The organism is uncultured Desulfosarcina sp., assembly GCF_963664155.2.
Lineage (GTDB): Bacteria > Desulfobacterota > Desulfobacteria > Desulfobacterales > Desulfosarcinaceae > Desulfosarcina.
Genome location: NZ_CAXXXH010000001.1, coordinates 3416192 through 3434845 on the forward strand (window position 1 = coordinate 3416192; position 18654 = coordinate 3434845).

16 protein-coding genes are annotated in these 18654 nt (G+C 56.1%); 8 read left to right on the plus strand and 8 right to left on the minus strand.

Going from position 1 to position 18654, the window contains the following annotated elements:
• Positions 1–11: 11 nt before the first annotated feature.
• Positions 12–1190 (minus strand): citrate/2-methylcitrate synthase, encoded by a 1179-nt coding sequence (locus ACHZBS_RS15505; protein ID WP_319407428.1) that lies wholly within the window; start codon positions 1188–1190, stop codon positions 12–14.
• A gap of 290 nt (positions 1191–1480) precedes the next feature.
• On the minus strand, positions 1481–1906 hold the full coding sequence (locus ACHZBS_RS15510; protein ID WP_394707995.1) for a transcriptional repressor: 426 nt from the start codon (positions 1904–1906) through the stop codon (positions 1481–1483).
• 401 nt (positions 1907–2307) lie between these two features.
• Here ACHZBS_RS15510 and ACHZBS_RS15515 point away from each other — a divergent pair, with 401 nt between their 5' ends.
• The 6 genes from ACHZBS_RS15515 to nqrF are packed head-to-tail and all read left to right on the plus strand — an operon-like array spanning position 2308 to position 8154.
• Positions 2308–3651: a 4Fe-4S dicluster domain-containing protein gene (locus tag ACHZBS_RS15515; RefSeq protein ID WP_319407430.1), complete on the plus strand. Its 1344-nt coding sequence runs from the start codon at positions 2308–2310 to the stop codon at positions 3649–3651.
• Between the two features lie 51 nt (positions 3652–3702).
• Complete coding sequence (locus tag ACHZBS_RS15520) at positions 3703–4899, plus strand: NADH:ubiquinone reductase (Na(+)-transporting) subunit B (RefSeq protein WP_319407431.1); 1197 nt, start codon at positions 3703–3705, stop codon at positions 4897–4899.
• Complete coding sequence (locus ACHZBS_RS15525; protein WP_319407432.1) at positions 4892–5602, plus strand: FMN-binding protein; 711 nt, start codon at positions 4892–4894, stop codon at positions 5600–5602. The genes ACHZBS_RS15520 and ACHZBS_RS15525 overlap by 8 nt, the downstream gene beginning before the upstream one ends.
• Before the next feature lie 39 nt (positions 5603–5641).
• Entirely contained in the window at positions 5642–6259 is a 618-nt protein-coding gene (locus tag ACHZBS_RS15530) for an NADH:ubiquinone reductase (Na(+)-transporting) subunit D (protein ID WP_319407433.1), read from the plus strand.
• Positions 6260–6294: 35 nt separating this feature from the next.
• A complete protein-coding gene (gene nqrE, locus ACHZBS_RS15535; protein WP_319407434.1) occupies positions 6295–6903 on the plus strand; it encodes an NADH:ubiquinone reductase (Na(+)-transporting) subunit E in 609 nt (202 codons plus the stop codon).
• Positions 6904–6930: 27 nt separating this feature from the next.
• On the plus strand, positions 6931–8154 hold the full coding sequence (nqrF, locus tag ACHZBS_RS15540; protein ID WP_319407435.1) for an NADH:ubiquinone reductase (Na(+)-transporting) subunit F: 1224 nt from the start codon (positions 6931–6933) through the stop codon (positions 8152–8154).
• Between the two features lie 24 nt (positions 8155–8178).
• On the opposite strand, the gene ACHZBS_RS15545 is transcribed toward nqrF, so the two are convergent.
• The 3 genes from ACHZBS_RS15545 to ACHZBS_RS15555 form a co-directional block, all read right to left on the minus strand.
• On the minus strand, positions 8179–10125 hold the full coding sequence (locus ACHZBS_RS15545) for an aldehyde dehydrogenase family protein (RefSeq protein ID WP_319407436.1): 1947 nt from the start codon (positions 10123–10125) through the stop codon (positions 8179–8181).
• Complete coding sequence (locus ACHZBS_RS15550) at positions 10122–11534, minus strand: GMC family oxidoreductase (protein ID WP_319407437.1); 1413 nt, start codon at positions 11532–11534, stop codon at positions 10122–10124. Before ACHZBS_RS15550 ends, ACHZBS_RS15545 begins: the two co-directional genes overlap by 4 nt.
• A 112-nt stretch (positions 11535–11646) precedes the next feature.
• Entirely contained in the window at positions 11647–12870 is a 1224-nt protein-coding gene (locus ACHZBS_RS15555) for an alanine racemase (RefSeq protein WP_319407438.1), read from the minus strand.
• 388 nt (positions 12871–13258) lie between these two features.
• Here ACHZBS_RS15555 and ACHZBS_RS15560 point away from each other — a divergent pair, with 388 nt between their 5' ends.
• Complete coding sequence (locus ACHZBS_RS15560; RefSeq protein WP_319407439.1) at positions 13259–13921, plus strand: TetR/AcrR family transcriptional regulator; 663 nt, start codon at positions 13259–13261, stop codon at positions 13919–13921.
• A 26-nt stretch (positions 13922–13947) separates the two neighbouring features.
• Here ACHZBS_RS15560 and ACHZBS_RS15565 read toward each other — a convergent pair whose 3' ends face one another.
• Together ACHZBS_RS15565 and ACHZBS_RS15570 are read right to left on the minus strand one after the other, a co-directional pair.
• Positions 13948–14280, minus strand: a complete 333-nt coding sequence (locus tag ACHZBS_RS15565; RefSeq protein WP_319407440.1) for a ferredoxin-thioredoxin reductase catalytic domain-containing protein — start codon at positions 14278–14280, stop codon at positions 13948–13950.
• Complete coding sequence (locus ACHZBS_RS15570; RefSeq protein ID WP_319407441.1) at positions 14280–14534, minus strand: glutaredoxin family protein; 255 nt, start codon at positions 14532–14534, stop codon at positions 14280–14282. The genes ACHZBS_RS15565 and ACHZBS_RS15570 overlap by 1 nt, the downstream gene beginning before the upstream one ends.
• 547 nt (positions 14535–15081) lie before the next feature.
• Here ACHZBS_RS15570 and cooS point away from each other — a divergent pair.
• Positions 15082–17055 carry an anaerobic carbon-monoxide dehydrogenase catalytic subunit gene (gene cooS, locus ACHZBS_RS15575; RefSeq protein WP_319407442.1) on the plus strand — a complete coding sequence of 658 codons (1974 nt, stop codon included), beginning with the start codon at positions 15082–15084 and terminating at the stop codon, positions 17053–17055.
• 90 nt (positions 17056–17145) lie between these two features.
• Here the strand turns inward: cooS and ACHZBS_RS15580 are convergent, their stop codons facing one another.
• On the minus strand, positions 17146–18495 hold the full coding sequence (locus ACHZBS_RS15580; protein WP_319407443.1) for a sigma 54-interacting transcriptional regulator: 1350 nt from the start codon (positions 18493–18495) through the stop codon (positions 17146–17148).
• Between the last annotated feature and the right edge of the window lie 159 nt (positions 18496–18654).

Below are 18654 nucleotides of genomic sequence, written 5' to 3' on the forward strand. Positions count from 1 at the left end.
ATGTGGGGGTGTTATCGCTGATCCATGGGAACGAACGCGCATTCGTCGGGTCCGCAGTAGTCGCCGACATAGTCGGACTCCGGTCGGTACAAGGTGGGTTTGGCCGCGGCTCCGCCGAACTGCTCTTCGATCACATGGGCCGACCATCCGGCGATCCGGGAGATGGCGAAGATGGGAGAAAACAGATCAACGGCGATACCCATATAATAGTATAGGGAGGCGCTGTAAAAATCGACATTGACGAAAATGTCCTTGCCTTTTTTCTTCTTGAAGGCGGCTTTGCCCTTGACCTCCAGTGCCTTGGACAGATCGTACCAGCGGGTGTCTCCGGACCGTTTCCCAAGGGAGAGGGACATGGGTTCGAGGATGCGCGCCCGGGGGTCGTCGACCTGGTAGACGGCATGGCCCAGCCCCATGATCACACCGCCGGTGTCGAGGATGTTGGCGACGTAATCGTCGACTTTGTCCACTTCGCCGATTTCCAGCAGCATCTGCATTACCCGCGTGTTGGCGCCTCCGTGAAGGGGGCCGGAGAGGGAGCCGACGGCGGCGGCTACCGCCGCGTAAAGGTGGGCCTTGGTTGAGGCCACTTCCCGCGCGGCAAAGGTGGATGCATTGAAGGAGTGTTCGGCGTGGAGCACCAGGCCCGTGTCCATAAAGCCGGCCAACTCGTCATCGGGCACCTCACCGTTGAGCATGTAAAGGAAATTGGCCGCCTGGTTCAGGCCCGGGTCCGGGGCGATGGGGTCCTTCCCGTTGCGAATCCGGTCCCAGGCCGCCACGACGGTGGCGAACCGGGCAATCAGGCGCACGGCCATGCGGGTCGCGCTGTCGATGTCTGTCCGGCGGAGGTCGGGGTCATAGTTCGCCATCATGGGGACGGCGGCCTGGAGCACATCCATGGGGAGCGCATTTTTGGGCATGGCTTTCATGGCGGAAAGAATTTCATCGGGAACCGCCCGCTGGTCGGCGATCTGTCGTTTGAAGCCCGACAGTTCCTCCTGGTTGGGAAGCCGCTCGAACAGCAGCAGGTAGGCCACCTCCTCGAATGAGATTTTACCGGCCAGTTCCTTGACCCGGTATCCCCGGTAGACCAGCTTGCCTTCTGCACCCTTGACATCGCTGATCTTCGTACTGGCGATGGTTACGCCCCTTAATCCTGTGTTGACAACTGGTTTGCATGCTTCCATGGGTCACCTCTTTTAGGTCTGGGGTGAAAGAATAATTATTACGGAGTGTCGGGCCGGATATTCTCAGATGGGAGATTCAAATTACATGCCAGGGACGATGTCGGTCGTTGCCCGCCGGCCTCTCTCTTATAAGATCCTTTTTCGGCGGGATCGGCGGGTGTTGCAGGCGTTATCTTTGCCTTCCGCACCGGAATCTGATGTCAAACTTGTCTCATGTTTCTGTTGATACAGGACTGTATCTTAGTACAACTGTTTGGAATAAAAAAGATAATTTGAGCCGTGGATCCGAACTAACTGGCCGCTTGTCGCCGGTTCTGTTGCCGGGAGCACTGGGGGCACAGTCCGGTGAATTCCAGATTGTGGCCGATGATTTCATAGACCGTGGTGCCGTAGAGATCATCCTCCAGTTCGTTGAGCGGTGCGATGGGTGCATCGTCAACACGGCCGCAGCCGACGCATCGGATATGGTAATGCTTTTTAGGAATGCCGTCGTAGCGTTTCATGGCGCCGGAGAGCTCCAACCGCTGGATTTCACCCAATTCGCAAAGCACATCGAGGTTTCGATAAATGGTGCCCAGGCTGATTCGGGGCAGCCGTTTTCGTACTCGTTCGTAAATTTCATCTGCGGCCGGATGGTCGTTGGTTCTGCGGATCTCTTCCAGAATGACCCGTCGCTGTCGAGTCATTCTTGTCTTTTTATCCAATTCCACGCCCATGATCTCCAAAATAAGGTCTGATCTTTTCCTAAGATGAAATCGAGCATATGTCAAGGGGAGCCGTTCTCCTGTGCCACGTGATCGCATGCCACTCTTCCACTTTTTGATTCAGACCCGGGAGGGACTGCCGGCTTGCAGAACCGTGTAAATCATGTCAAAATAAATATTCAGGTTTTTACAGGATAACCCGGAACACTGTAGGACGCCATCCTCATGGAGGCGCCGTTACGGTATGAATTTTGCTGTCGGTTGTATGTTCGATATGTGCGCGACCATCGGACGATGGTGGATAAATTAGTGTCAAGGATCCTGAATCTGCACTGAATTCTTTACCCCAACTACCGAGCTGACCGGATAAATTTTCAAATTTGCACCCTGTGTGCCCTAACCAAGGTTAAGCGATGAACGCCATACGCCTGAAAAAGGGGTTTTCGATCCGAATTGCCGGAGCCCCCGGACGGCAACTGCACCTGCTGGATACGCCCCATCATGTGGGCATGATTCCCGAACACATCCCTTTTATCAAACCCCGGCTGCTGGTTGAAGAGGGCGATCCGGTGGCCGTCGGCACCCCCCTTTTCGAAGACAAACGCAATACCCGCATCCGTTTTCTTTCTCCCGGCGGGGGGCAGGTGACGCGCATCGCGTTCGGTCCACGGCGGATTATCCGGGAGATCATGATCACGTTGGACAAGAATGAACCCTATGAAGCCTTTGATGTGCCTACGGTCGAACAACTGGATGAAATGCCGCGGCAGGCATTGGTGGACAACCTGCTTAACGGCGGGATGTGGCCGTTTTTCAAAGCGCTGCCCTTCATGGATCTGGCCGACCCCGACACGGTCCCGCCGGCCATCATTGTGCGCTTGGGGGACGACGAGCCCTTTGGACCGGACCCGGTGGTATACCTTAAAGACCGGGAAGACCAGTTCAGCCTCGGCATCGATTTGCTCAACAAACTGTGCGACCGGGTGGTGATCAACCTGACCGGTGACGAAGCGGCCGTCTCATCTTTGCCCGACCCGTCCGTCATTCATCGGTTTACAGGCTGCTATCCGTCGGGCAACCCCAGTGTGCAGCTTTACCGGATACGGACCGGACCGGAGCAGAACCGATCCTGGTTCATCGACGGCCAGGATGTGATTCTGCTGGGCGACTATTTCCGGACCGGCCGCTATCCCGTGCAGCGCATCATGACGGTGGGCGGGAGTCTTGCACCCGCCGCCGTGCATGTATCGACCCGGACGGGTGTGCCTTTGCGGCACCTATGCAGCCATGGTCCTGCCGGCAAACCGGCCGCCCGATATATCACGGGGGGTGTGTTCACCGGGTTTGCCGGCAGTCCCGACAGCTTCATGGGGTTTTACCAGAACGCCCTGAACCTGGTCGACGACGGTGACCGGGAGGAATTTTTCGGCTTCATCCGGCCGGGCGCCCTCAAACCCAGCTACTCCACGGCGTTTCTGTCCGCCTTTCATCGCAAGCCCTTCCCCATGGATTGCGGGCAGCACGGGGAGGTGCGGGCCTGCGTCAACTGCGGCACCTGCGCCACCATCTGCCCGGTGGACATCCTGCCCCAGTTCACCATGAAATGCCTGGTGGCCGACGAGGTGGAAGAGGCCCTGGCTCATGGCCTGCTCGACTGCGCCGAATGCGGGCTGTGCACCTATGCCTGTCCGTCGAAGATCCAGCTGCGAGACGTGTTTCGATCGGCCAAAGCCCAATATTACAAGGAGATCGCCTGATCCCCGCCACCCTGATACGGGCGATGACGACCTGCTGCCAGAGAATGGAAAATGATGAAAGCCCTCAAACGCCTGTTTAACACCACCCGGCCGTACTTTGAATCCGGTGGACGGCTGGAAAAACTGCACCCCCTGTTCGATGCCATCGAAACGGTCGCCTTTGCACCGGCGCTGACCACCACGGCCGACGCCCACGTGCGGGACAGCCTGGACCTCAAGCGATTCATGACTTTCGTGATCATTTCCCTGATGCCGCCCTTTTTCTATGGCATTTACAACACCGGTTACCAGTCCGGACTGGCATCGGGTCTGGATCCGGGGATGGTCCCGGTGATGATGCGGGGGGCGTGGGTGGTGCTGCCCATGCTCATGGTTTCTTATGCCGTCGGACTGTTCTGGGAACTTCTTTTCGCCTCGGTGCGGGGCCACCATATCAGTGAGGGTTTCCTGGTGACCGGCCTGCTCTTTCCCATGACCCTGCCGCCCACCACCCCCTTGTGGCAAGTGGCTGCGGGGATCTCCTTCGGCGTGGTGATCGGTAAGGAGATTTTCGGCGGCACAGGAAGGAATATCCTCAACCCGGCGCTGACCGGCCGGGCTTTCCTCTTTTTCGCCTATCCGGCCAATATGTCCGGTGACCGGGTCTGGACCGTGGTCCAGCAGACCGGTCAGCAGGCCGTGGATGCGCTGACAGCAGCCACCCCCCTGGCCCTGGCGCCCCTGGCGGCCTCCGGAGGGTCGGTGGCCCGCATTCTCACTGATGCCGGCTATACATTCCAGCGGCTGTTCATCGGAAATCTTCCGGGCAGTGTGGGCGAAACCTCGGCCCTGATGATTCTGCTGGGAGCCATTTTTCTGGTGCTGACCGGAGTGGGCAACTACCGGATCATGGTAGGCGGCATCCTCGGTGTGCTGGCCGTGGCGTATCCGGGGTATCTGATCAATCTGTCCTCCGGCGGAGAGGCAGCCCGCATGTTCTCCGTGCATCCGGCCTGGCACCTGGTCATGGGCGGCTTTGCCTTCGGTATTGTGTACATGGCCACGGATCCGGTGTCGGCGCCAGGTATGAACCTCTCCCGGTGGATCTACGGATTTGCCATCGGGGCGCTGACCGTGATGATCCGGGTGTTCAACCCGGCTTACCCGGAAGGGGTGATGCTGGCCATCTTGTTTATGAACCTCTTTGCCCCGCTGATCGACCATTTCGTTATCAAGGCGCGGTTGAGAAAAAGGGTGCCCAATGTCTGATCAATTGAAATCCATCGCTTTTACCGTCGCGATCGCCCTGGTGTGCAGCCTGCTGCTCACCGGCGCCGCCACCGGGCTCAAGGATCGGAAATTGCGCAATGTGGCCGTGGATCGGGAGAAAAACATATTGAAGGCCGTGGGACTCCTTAATCCGGATCAGCCTCAGACAGTTGCCCAGATCGAGCAGCTCTATCAGGAAAAGATCCGCTGCTATGCCATGAACGGCGCCGGCCGGATCGTGGCTGGCGATTCGGTTACAGACGGCTTGCCGGTCTGCTTCTACGTCAAGGGCAACCAGCCGGCCGCCTACATCCTGCCGGTGGATTCCCGCGGTCTGTGGGGCAAGATCCACGGCTACATGGCCATCGAAAGCGACGGCAAGACCGTGGCCGGCTTTTCCGTATACAGCCACAACGAGACGCCCGGACTGGGAGGCGAGATTGAAAAACCCTGGTTTCAGAAGAACTTCGTGGGCAAACAGATCGTGGATGGGGCGGGAAAATTTGCCGCCGTGGGTATCGCCAAGGGGAAGGTGGCCGACGCCATTCCGGCGGATCGCCAGGCCAACTATGTGGACGGCATCTCCGGCGCCACGCTCACCGGTAAATATTTAACCGGCGGTTTGAAGGATGTCCTGTCGGAATACGAGCCGTTGTCCAAGCAGTTCCGCACCGGCCGGGTGGTTCTGCCAGCGGGCAGCTGATAAACTAATAAGCCTATACCCTTAATTGGATCCATTGCCATGAAATTGACCCAATCGCCGACATTCAAGGCCTTTGCCGAACCGGTGGTCAAGAACAACCCGGTGTTCATTCAGAGTCTGGGCATCTGTTCGGCCCTGGCTGTTACGGTGCAGCTGAATACCGCCATCGTCATGGCCCTGGCCATGACCTTCGTCACGGCCTTTTCCAGCCTGACCATTTCAGCCATGCGCCACGTGATTCCTAGGAACGTGCGCATGATCGTGGAACTTTCAGTGATCGCCTCGCTGGTGATTCTTGCCGACGAGGTGCTGCGGGCGTTTTTTTACGATATCAGCAAACAGCTCTCCGTGTTTGTAGGGCTTATCATTACCAACTGCATCGTCATGGGGCGTGCGGAAACCTTTGCATTGGGCAACCCCCCGGTAAAATCCTTCATGGATGGGCTGGGCAACGGCGCCGGATACGGATCGGTGCTGGTGACCGTGGCCTTTATCCGCGAGCTTTTCGGTGCCGGCAAACTCTTCGGGTTTTCCGTGGTTCCGCAGGTTTTTTACGACCATGGATACATGAACATGGGCTTCATGCAGCTGGCACCGGCGGCGTTTATCATTATCGGTCTGCTGGTGTGGCTGCAGAAAAGCCTGATGAGAAGATAATTTTTACGGTCGGATGCGGCCGGGGAATGACACGTATGGAAAATCTGATCGGCCTGTTTCTCAATTCGGTATTCGTGGGCAACATCCTGCTCTCCTATTTTCTGGGGATGTGCTCTTTTGTGGCGGTATCCAAGAACATGGACACGGCCATCGGGCTGGGTTTTGCCGTGGTGTTCGTGCTCTCCATCACCGCCCCGGTGAACTGGCTGGTCTTCCACTTCCTGCTTTCGCCCGGGGCGCTGCGCTGGGTCGGCCTGGAAACCGTTGACTTGAGCTTTTTAAAATTCATCACCTTTATCGCCGTGATTGCCGCCATCGTGCAGATGGTCGAGATGGTGATCGATCGCTATTCACCGGCGCTTTACATGGCATTGGGCGTGTTCTTGCCGCTGATTGCGGTCAACTGCGCCATCTTAGGCGCGTCGCTCTTTATGGTGGAGCGCGACTACACCTTTATCGAAACGGTGGTTTTCGGTTTCGGCTCCGGTGTGGGCTGGCTCATGGCTATTGTTTCCATGGCTGCCATTCGCATCAAGATGCGCTACGCCAATGTTCCTGAAGGGCTGGAAGGATTCGGCATCACCATGATCATGACCGGACTGATGGCCATGGGATTCATGCTGTTTTCGGGAATCACCCTGTGAGAGCCAGTTTGTAAGAAGGAGAGACCGTTGATATATCTTACCGCAACCACTGTTTTTCTCGCAGTGATTCTCATCCTTGTGGGGCTGCTGCTTTTTGTTGAGGGCAGGGTGGTCCAGAAGGGGAACAACCGGGTCATCATCAACGACGACGAGGAAAAGAGCATCGATGCGCCGTCGGGCAGGACGCTTCTGTCCGCGCTGTCGGCCAACGGCATCTTTATCCCCTCCGGCTGCGGCGGCGGCGGAGCGTGCGGCATGTGCAAGTGCAAGGTGGAGGAGGGCTCAAGGGGGGTGCTGCCCACCGAACTGGCCCATCTGTCCCGCAAGGAGAGAAAAGACAATATCCGCCTGGCCTGTCAGATGAAGGTCAAGGAGGACCTGAAGATCCGCATCCCCGATGAGATCTTATCCGTGAAAAAATATACGGCCACGGTGGTTTCCAACGAGAACGTGGCCACCTTCATCAAGGACCTGGTGTTGGAACTGAATGATGATGAACACCTGAATTTCACGGCCGGGGCCTACATCCAGATCGACATCCCGCAATACGAGATCCCGTTCGAGCATTTCCGGATCCGGGTGGCCGAACGTTACCGGCCCGACTGGGATCGATTCAATCTGTGGGGGCTGCGGGGCAAGAATCTGGAGCCGGTGTTCCGGGCTTATTCGCTGGCCAATCCGCCATTGGAAGATACCCGGCTGCGTTTCACCATCCGCATCGCCACCCCGCCGCCGGGAGCGAAGGACCTGCCGCCGGGGACCGGTTCCACCTACATCTTCGACCTCAAACCCGGGGATAAGGTGACCCTGAGCGGGCCGTTCGGTGAGTTTGCCGTCAAGGATACCGACCGGGAGATGTGCTTCGTGGGTGGCGGCGCCGGGATGGCGCCCCTGCGCAGCCAGATCCTTGACCAACTTCTGGGAGTGAAAACCGACCGCAGGTTGTCATTCTGGTACGGCGCCCGCTCCAAACTGGAACTGTTCTTCGATCAGGAGTTCAAGGGGCTGGCCGAAAAACACCCCAATTTTTCCTATCACGTGGCCCTGTCCAACCCCATGCCCGAGGACCAATGGGAGGGGATGACCGGTTACATCCACCAGCGCCTGCATGACACGTATCTGGCCACGCACAAGGACCCCACGGAGATCGAATATTACCTGTGCGGGCCGCCCATGATGGTTCAGGCCGTCGAAGACATGCTGGACAGCCTGGGGGTGGATCCGGAGATGATCGCCTACGATAAGTTCTAATGATCCGGCATCCGTGGCGGCGGGCTATTCCTTTTTTCCGAGTTTCTTGACGTATCCCTCCAGTTTGAGCCCACTGACGGCGGCTTTGATTAATGACCATATCCCCGGTGAGTAGATATTGGTGGTCAATTCGGTGAACAGCTGAAACTTGCGTCGGGTGTAGGGGAACCAGTTTGCCTCCATCTTGCCGCTGTTTTTGTCTACGAGGATCGATTTGATGTTGGCAAAACAGTAAAATCCGAATTCTCCTTTGTACCGTCCGATGCCGCTTTTCTTGGACCCGCCGAAAGGCAGGGCGTGGTTGCCTTCGGTGAGCATGACGTTGTTGATGGAGACGTTGCCCGTCACGATGGCCCGGGCCACCCGGTCCGCCCGCTGCCGATCCGCCGACCAGACGCTGGCGGACAGGCCGAAGTCATCGCTGTTGGCCAGCCGGACGGCTTCGGCTTCATCGTGAAAAGCGAAGATGGGCAGGACCGGGCCGAAGATCTCCTCCCGATTGAGCAGCATATCGTCGCTGCTGTCTTCCACCAGGATCGGCGGGATGGCCGCCGAAGCGCCGTCCCACTCCCCGCCGGTCAGCAGGGTCGCCCCTTTTTCCCGGGCATCTTCGATCTGCCTGGCAATCACTTTAACCTGGGCACTCGTGGTCATGGGGCCGATGTCCGACCCCCCGTCGCTGTCGGTTCCCCGAGTCAATTTTAGTGTTTCGCGCACCAGGATGGCCTTGAACGCCTCGTAGATGCCGTCCTGAACATAGAGCTTCTCCACGGAGGTGCAGGACTGGCCGGTATTGGTGAAGGCGCCCCAGATGGCTCCGGCCGCCGCCCGCTCTAAATTGGCGTCCTCAAAAACGATCATGGGGTCTTTTCCCCCCATTTCCAGTTCCACCGGAATCAGCTGCTCCGCCGCCTGCGCCATGATCTGGCGGCCGGCTCGCTGGCTGCCGATGAAGAAGATCTTGTCCGGGCGCCGGTCGATGAGCATCCGGCCCAAATTCCTCCCGGGACCATATACCACCTGGACCCAGGCGGGATCGAAACCGGTTTGTGCGAGCAGTTCTTCCACCAGCCCTTTTAGCGGGGTGGCGCTGGAGGGTTTGTAAATGATCGCATTGCCCACCGCGAAGGCAAGGGTGATGGGAACGATGGCCTGATAGAAGGGATAGTTCCAGGGAGAGATGATCAGCGTGGTGCCCACCGGCTCGAAGTAAATTTTCGACTGCTTGCCCATCAGGGCGAATGGGGTGGGCACCTTCCGGTCCTTGAGTACCTTGAGGGCATTTTTCTCCAGATAATCCAGATGGTCCAGCGTGCCGAAAATTTCGGCTGTCAGGGCATCGGTCCGTGATTTGCCGGTATCCGCCTGGATACGATCCAGAATTTCGGCCTGACGGGCGATGATGATTGCCTTCAGCCGGGTGATGAATTCCAGCCGCTTCTTCACGCCCCAGGACAGAATCTCGGGCTGAGCCTGCCGGGCGCGGGCAAATATCCTTGCGACATCCGGTTCCTCGGGATTCTCGTAAGCGATATCCGGTTGTGGGTTTTCCGACGGTGCATCATCATGGGCCATGACCAGCCGTGCGTTCCATCCGATAATGTCGAATACCTTCTTGCCCTGGTATTCTTCACCGGTCAGGTTGGAGTAATAAAGGCTCATGACCATGCCCCTGACGCCGAGGTCGATGGTTCTCAAGGCGCTGCCCAGAAAGCCGGGAGCCAGTGAGTTTTTCGCGCAGGCGGTCATCAGGAGCCGGATCAGCCATGTGGGGGAAAATCGGAAGAGTGTTAGGAGCAGCCGCAATCCGCCTAAATCATCGCTGGTCAGGCTTGACGCCATGCAGTCCACATGGTCGATGCATCCGGTACGGGAAAAGGACGGGGAGACATCCGTGCCGGGCAGGATCACATCGCCCGCCTTGATCAGTCCGCGAAGCTGTTGCGGGTTGAAGTATTTTGATATTTTCATCGGTTGGCATCCTTTAACAATTGTGCAGCCGCCTTCTTGGAAAGGGCCATAATGGTCAGTGATGGGTTGATGCCCGGAGCGTTGGGGAAGATGCTGGAGTCTGCGCAAAAGATGTTTTTAAATCCGTGGAGGCAAAAGTCGGGATCCACGACCGAGCGGTTCGGGTCCGTTCCCATGCCGCACCCGCCCATCAGATGCAGGCCGATGCCCATGGTGCCGTGGATTACTTCCTTGGCCCCGGTGGCATTAAAGATTTCATCGATGACGGTCAGCCCTTTGTGATAGCGTATCAGATCTTCCTTGTTTTGCCGTTTGACGATGATTGTCTTGCCCTTGCGGTTGACCCTGATGCGGCCGGGCTGGGTATCCCGGGTGCACACCTCGATGCAGGCGAAATGGGACAGCCGCTCCATGGTCCGGTGATGCCGCCGGCCGAATCCGCTGAGGAGCAATGCGATGGCCGCCGGGCCGGCGTAAACGTTCTCCAGTTTGAAGCCGTTTTTCCTGAAACCCGCATCATCTGACTTGAAGGCCTGAAATGCGCCCAGATGAGACATGACCGGTTGGTCGTAGACACCGAAGTTCATGTACTGGGGGTGACAGAAGAAGTTATGGCCCACGGCGGGCAGTCGTTTGCCCAAACCTGAATTCAGCAGTAAACGGCTGTTGCCGATAGCCCCGGAGGCCAGGACCAGGTTGCGGGCCCGGTAGGTGGTGACGCCGCCGTCGGGTGTCTGGCAGGTGACGCTGATTGCGTTGGCTGACGAATCGATTTTCAGGGCTTCGGTTTCCGCCCGCAGTTCGAGCCCCAGTTCCAACGCTTTTTTCAGAACGGTTTCCGGGGTGCTCTGCTTACTTCCGATGCGGCAGCCGTTGAGACATTCGATGCAACAATTGCCTGCCTCGTAATTGCAATCTTTTTGTGCCCGCCGTAGAGGGGCCAGCTGGTATCCCAGGCGCTGAAAGCCCTGTTCGAAAATGTCCGCGTTGCGGTTCCGGTACTCGCTGGGGATGGTCTGGATGGCAATTTCCGCTTCGGCTTTTTCGTACCAGGGCACCATGGCTTTCTCATTGAAGTCGTCGACCCCCGAGTCCCTGCGCCAGCTGTCAAAGGCATCCTCGTCAAACCGGTCCACCAGAGCCTGGTTGACTATGGATCCGCCGCCCACCACCTTAGGGCGCAAAAACACCAGCCTGGCGTCCGTACCCAGTTCCAGTCCTCCTGACCAGTAGAGTTGGGCGGTACCATCCAGGTCATTGCGGGGATAGGTTTTGCGGGTGTATTGTTTGCCCGCCTCGACCATCAGGCATCTGGCGCCGGCCCGGCAGAGTTCATGGGCGATAAAGGGGCCCGAGATTCCGGCGCCGACAAGGATATAGTCATAAAAAGGTGAGTGAGTGGGGGTCACGATGGGGTCCTCCGGGTATTAAAAAAGGGTTCAAGGGCTCAAGGGTTTACGTTTCGACCCTCCAATGGTTTAATTTGCCGTATTCCTCTTGCCGGTGGATAAGCCTGCTCGATTAAAGAAAGGCAAAGCCCTGTCCCCGGTACGTTTTGACCCTGTCAACAATCTTTTTATCTTTGACCAGGAGCAGATGATTGAACCGCTCGCACAGCTCGCCGGCTTTGGCGTGCTGAAAAAAGACAGGATCGCCGATGTCGAACGGCGGGGCGCCGGCGGGCAGTTTCAAGGGCGTCTGCACCTCGCCGGCACCTTCAATGCCGATATATCTCAGTCCTGGAGGCATCACCGGCCAAGGCAGTTTATTCCGGCCGATTTCACCGGAGGCCACGTAGCCCCCGCCCAGGCAAGTGACCATTCCCGGCGCCGGCGTACGGACTACCTGGAGGGCGAAAAAGGCCGCCGGCTGAAAGGCAACCTCCTGGAAATGCCGGAACAAGCCGGGTGCGAAAAAGGCCGAACCCGCGGTGACTTCCGTTACGGAACTGTCCATGGCCGTTGCTTTTAAGCTGCCGCTGCCGCCGCCGTTGACGATGTCGATGGCACTGCCTGACGCCTTGAGGGCATGAATAATGCCTTTCCGCCGCGCCATCAATTCCGCCATGGAGCGTTGCTTCACTTTGCGCAGCAGGGCGTTTTTCAGCCGCTGGCCGGGGACGCTGTCGTTTACCGAGGCAATCTGCGCTTCGTACCCCATGACGGCCGTGATTTTGACGCCCTCAAGACCGGCCCCCCGGCGGGCCAGTTGGACGGCCTGGTCGGCCTGGCGCAGCGGGCTTCGTCGGACCCCAAGGTGGATGGCATGGCCGACAGGGCGGAAGGACATGTCGATCTCCAGACAGGCTTGCAGAACCACTCCCGAACGCCGACCGGCCTCTGCGAGGCATCGCAGGTGCTCCAGGGAGTCTACCACCAGAGATATTTGGATCCCTTTTCGAGTGACTTCCGCCATCAGATCCATGTCAGACGGTTGGACGGTGGGATAGGCCACGATAATGTCGTCGAAACCGTGGTCGGCCAGAAAGGCGCCCTCTTCGACGGTGAAGGCCAAGATTCCCTTGAAGGTACTGCCGCCCTTTTCAAATACCCGTCGAATCAGATCCAGGCAGCGGATGGATTTCGAGGCCACCCGGATGGTTTTGCCGCTTCGTTTCTGGGTGCCGGCTACATAGGCCACGTTGGCGTCAAAGCAGTCAAGGTCGACCCATGCGAGCGGCAGGCGCTGGCCTTTGATGAGGTTGCGATAGAAAAGATAGTCACGGGTGGGATTCCCGGTCATCATTCATTCTCCTGATAGAAGGATCGATTTTCTATGGCAGAGCTTTAAAAAAATAACCGAAGCGGTAGTTTATCCGGCGAAACCCGTATTCAGGCGATTTCCGGATACCGGATCCGGTCCGGCAGAACCGCGGTCGAACTCATTACGACCGCATAAAATTAAATGAATCGAAATGGAAAGTGATTGCTCACTCACTGTAACTACTTTGAAATGTTTCCAGCAGGTTGTCAAGAAAAAATTCACACCGAACTCAGGTTGACGATATCAAACGCTTGACTTCATGCGGGTGAGTGAGTAGTCATTCACCAATAGATCGTTGAATTAGGTGGCTATTTATTTAACCGGGTTTTCGGTTGCGCTACCAATGGGTAAACAGGACCGTCGGCGAATCATGGAAAAATACCACAAAGAGACGTTTTCGCGGATTCCCGCGGAAAAGCAACTGCGAATTCTGGATACGGCGGTGGCCGAATTTGCCGCCAAAGGATTTCCCGGCGCCAATATCAACGTGATTGCCAAAAAGGCCGGGATCAGCATCGGGGCCATGTATAAATACTTCGGTTCCAAGGAAGATCTCTTTCTCACGATCATTGAGCGGGCCCACGGCTTGCTGGAAGGGGTGCTGGACGACATCGAGCGGTCACCGGGCGATATTTTTGATAAAATTGAAAAAATGGTGCGGGCCGCCCAGACATACGCCAGAAAATTTCCTGAACTGCACCAGATCTATCTGGACATGACCTCCGAGGGCCTGTCCCACATGTCCAGGAAACTGTCCGGAAAGATGGAAAGTATTTCGGCGCAATTCTACGAAACCTTGATCCAACACGCAATGGCGCAGGGAACCATTGACGGCCGGTTAAACCCGCGCGTGACCGCGTTGTGCATCGACAACCTGATCCTCATGCTTCAGTTTTCCTACACGTCGGACTATTTTAAGGAGCGGATGAAACTTTTTCTCGGATCCGATGCACTGACCGACGACGAGAAAATCGTCCGTGGCGTCATGGGCTTTATCAGGGGAGGACTGCTGGCGCAGAGCCGGCTGATATGATCTCATACCGGCTGGCTCGCCAGGCGTTAGAAAAACATTTTTTCAGGCGGCCGTCGTTCGGGCACGTATTCCTGCTCAATTTTTCCTTCGTTCCATTCTTTGGAAACGTAGAGGTTGCAGTAGCATGAGCCAAATTCGGCCACATCGGGCTGCCGGTAATCGCAGGGGCAGATGATGTCCCGGTCATTGTCCCGGTTGCCGGAGGCCAGTCTGCAGGGGCAGACCATGTAGCCGTAGCGGTCTCTGTTTACCAGCAACGCCTCAAGCAGTTCCATTACCCGCTCATGGTTGTTGCTGAAATAATATCCTTTTGGCTCCTGGACCTTTTTCAGTTTTTCGTAAAGTTCACCGGCATCCATCACAATCCCAGCGCCTCCTTGATTTTATCTTCCTTGTAGCCGACGATGACATCGTCACCGATGATAACGGTGGGAAATGAACATCGGGGGTTGAATTTTTTCACATCGGCAAGAATAGCCTTACGTTCATCGCCATCCAAGAGATCCACATCAACGAATTCATATTTGACCGTGCATTCGTCCAGAAGACGTTTGGTGGATTTGCAATGGCTGCATGTGCTCAGCGAGAAGACCTTCACAGGCTTGTCAGTCATGGTCGTTTCCTTTCCATGGATAAGGGGGTGAATGTGCTTATCGTCCCCGGTTCCATCAACAAATAGCAAGGGTGAAAAGCCTTACATTAAAGATCCGACGGAGGGTGGTCAAGGGAAATCACTCAAACCGGACCACAATATTGCCATCGGTTATTGGCGAGTCTTCCATGATCGAGCAGGCTCGTCACGGCCGAACCGCATCGGGCGGGCCAATTCCAGGGTGGTCAATAGCCTTTTCCCGAACATTTTTTTTAAAATATAAAAAGATGACTCATTGATTCATGACACCCCGCCATGGGCAATTTTTCCTTTCAACGTTTTAAAGGCAAAAAAATGAATCAGTGCTTGACAGGCGATCAAATATTATTTATTGCAAACAGTAATCATTCCTGTTAAGAATGATAAGAATGTCAGTGCACCTGAATCGCTGTTTACCACAACTTGATTTCACAGGATACATGCGTTTCCTTAATTTACATGCCAATGAGGCGTTCATAATAACCGTGATCGAATAACCCACACGTAATCTTTCCACGAAGGAGGGAACATGGTCGAGAAGAAAGCAATCACAACCAAGAAGGAATTTGAAATCAAGGACTTTACAATCTGCGAGGCCACTCAGCAGATGCTTGAAAAGGCGCGCCGTGACGGCGTGGAAACGGCATTTGACAGAGCCGCCAATATGAAAGCCTGCCCCATCGGGGCGGATTCAGCCTGTTGTAAAAACTGTTCCATGGGACCCTGCCGGCTCAATTCAAAAGATCCCTACGGCAAGGTCGGGGTCTGTGGTGCCACCATCGATACGATTCAGGCCCGCAATTTTGCCCGCATGGTGGCAACGGGCGCGGCGGCCCATACGGATCATGGCATGGCCATGGTGGATCTTTTCCGTGAGGTCGTCAACGGTCATATCACGGAGTACCGGATTAAGGATGTCGGCAAACTTGAAGCCGTCGCCCAATCCATTGGCATTGAGACCGAGAATCGCAGCGTGAAGGAAATCGCCACCGACCTATACAAAGAGTTGGAACGAACCTATACCCAAGTAGAAGGAGAGATCCCCTTTGCCAAACGTGTGCCTGAAAAAACCCTGGAAACCTGGAGAAAGCTCGGTATTGTTCCACGGGGCGCCATGCGGGAAATCATGGAGTTGATGCATCGCACGCATATCGGTGTGGATCAGCACTACGAGAATATTACCAAACAGAGCAGCCGCACCGCGCTGGCGGATGGATGGGGTGGATCCATGGTGGCAACGGAGATTTCCGACATCCTTTTCGGGACTCCCACCCCGGTCGCGGTGGATGTCAACATGGGCGTTCTCAAAGAAGACCACGTCAATGTTATCATTCACGGTCATGAGCCTAACATGTTTGAATCCATGCTGGTCTCTGTCAATGAACCCACCCTTGTTCAGGCGGCCAAGGAGGCGGGTGCCCAAGGGATCAATCTCGTGGGAATGTGTTGTTCAGGTGCCGAGATGATGTCACGGCACGGCGTGCCCCATGCCGGCAACTTCATGTCCACAGAGGCGATCCTGGTGACCGGGGCTGTCGACGTCATGTGTGTGGACATTCAATGCATCAAGCAAGGGCTGGTGAGCGTAGCCGACTGCTACGGTACGCCGCTGATTACCACCAACACCCGGGCCCATATCGAAGGGGCCACCCATATCGAATTTAACGATCATGATCCTCAAAAATGTACCGATGATGTGGTTATCAAAGCGATCAACCGGTTCAAAAACCGGTCAAAGGCAATTGAAATTCCCAATATTCGCAATACGGGAATTCACGGGTTCTCCCATGAATACATCAATTACATGCTGGGTGGGTCGTTTAGGGGCTCTTATACCCCGTTGAACGAAAATATCATCAACGGCCGCATTCGTGGCGTGGCCGGTGTCGTGGGCTGTACCAACCCGAGAATTAAGCAGGATTGGGCCCATGTGGAACTGGTTAAGGAACTCATCAAGAATGATGTCCTCGTGCTTCAGACCGGATGTTCCCAAATCTCCCTGGCAAAAGAAGGCTTGTGCACGCCCGAGGCGTCCTACCTGGCCGGACCGGGATTGAGGGAAGTGTGTGAAACCGTCGGAATGCCGCCGGTTCTTGGCATGGGATCCTGTGTGGACAACAGCCGAATCCTTATCGCGGCTTCCGAAATGGTAAGGGTGGGTGGACTCGGCACGAGTATCGCCGACTTGCCGGCCGTCGGTGCCGCTCCGGAATGGATGAGCGAAAAAGCCATATCCATTGGTCAATATTTCGTCGCTTCCGGTGTTTTTACCGTGTTCGGCGTTACCTTCCCGATCGTCAAGGAGACTAAATTCCACAAGCTGCTGTTCGAAGGTCTCGAGCAGCAGGGACTGGGCAAGTGGGGGTTTAGTGCCGATCCTTACGAGATGGCCAAGATGATGATTGCTCACATCGACAAGAAGCGCAAAGCCCTGGGTATCGACAAGGCCAGAGAGCGCGTACTCATGGATATGTCCGACCGGCGAGAAATCGAAGCCGCTTAACGGTCAATCCCATTTGAAACCAGAAAACGGGGCTCGATATCGAGCCCCGTTTTTCATGGCAGCAGATAGCTTTTCAGGGGCGCGGCGGGATTAATCGCCGGTTCGTCCATGGGGATGATCCCCCAGAAACCGGTACAAGGTGGCACGGCCGACTCCCAGAATTTTTGCGGCCCGGGCCTTGTTGCCGCCTGTCTTCGTCAGCGCCGCCTCGACCCTCTCCGCGTCCAGTTTTCGCTGCGGACCCCGTTTTGGCTTTTCGAATATGATATCCTTCAGCTCCAGGGGCAGGTCTTCGGGTCGGATCACCTTTCCCTTGCAGCGAACAATGGCGAATTGAACGGCGTTTTGAAGCTCCCTCACGTTTCCCGGCCAGGCATAATCCATAAGCATGTTCAGGGCTTCCTGTGAAATACGGGCTGGCCGCTGTCCTTGGAACACCGGTGCTTTGGACAAAAAATGGTCCACCAGCAGGGGGATGTCGGATTTGCGTTCGCGGATGGGCGGGATGTGGATGGGAATGACGTTGAGACGGTAGAACAGGTCTTCCCGAAAGCTTCCCTTTTTTACCTCCTTTTTGAGATCCTTGTTGGTGGCGCTGACTACGCGCACATCTACCGATACGGTTTTTTCGCCACCGACTTTCTCGAAAGTGCCTTCCTGGAGAAATCGTAGCAATTTGACTTGAAGCAACTTGGGCAGTTCGGCAATTTCATCCAGAAGGATGGTACCCTTGTTGGCCAGTTCGAATCGGCCTTTTTTGTCCCGGATAGCACCGGAAAAGGCTCCTTTGACATGGCCGAACAGTTCGCTTTCAATCAGGCCCTCGGGCAGTGCGCCGCAGTTGATGGGCACAAACGGGTTGCCGGCGCGTAGGCTTTCGCTGTGAATGGCATTGGCCACCAGTTCCTTGCCGGTGCCGGTTTCGCCGAAGATGTGGACGGGGTAGTCGTAGCCGGAAACATCCTTGATCTGCCGGAACACCTCGACCATCTTGCTGTCGCAGCCGATAATGTTGGAAAATCCTGTCATTTCCTTGGCTTTGACTCTCAGTTCGAAAAGGTCCGTGACATCCCGGAAGGTCGCCAGCACCCCGACTTCCCTGTCGTTTTCATCGCGCATCATGGTGGCCGTCATTTCAAGCCGGCGCGGGTCCCCACCACGGGTGATGATGTTGATCGGATACTCGGCGGTATCGAGAAAGATTGGCTGGTTGCCGCAAAAGGAACATCGGCTGCCGCAAAAGGGCCCGCCCAGGGCTTCATGGCAATCTTTGCCGACGACATCTTCCCGGCGATATCCAGTGATCTCTTCGGCCCGTTTGTTGAAGTAAAAAATGCGCCGACTCAAGTCATGGGCGATGATGCCATCTTTCATATTATCCAGAATCCGTTCCAGGTTTTTCGGATTGGACAATATGTTGTCGATAGTCAGCGCGCTCATTTTCGCTCTAAATTAAGTCTGAGAAAAGAAATACGGGAAATCGAAGTGGCGCCCGCCTATGGCCGGGCTTCCTGCGATAAGCGAGCGTAAGATAGCACCAATGGTCGAAATGTTCAACCAAAATGGGATGGAGCAACACGCGACAGTCGGAGGTAACGC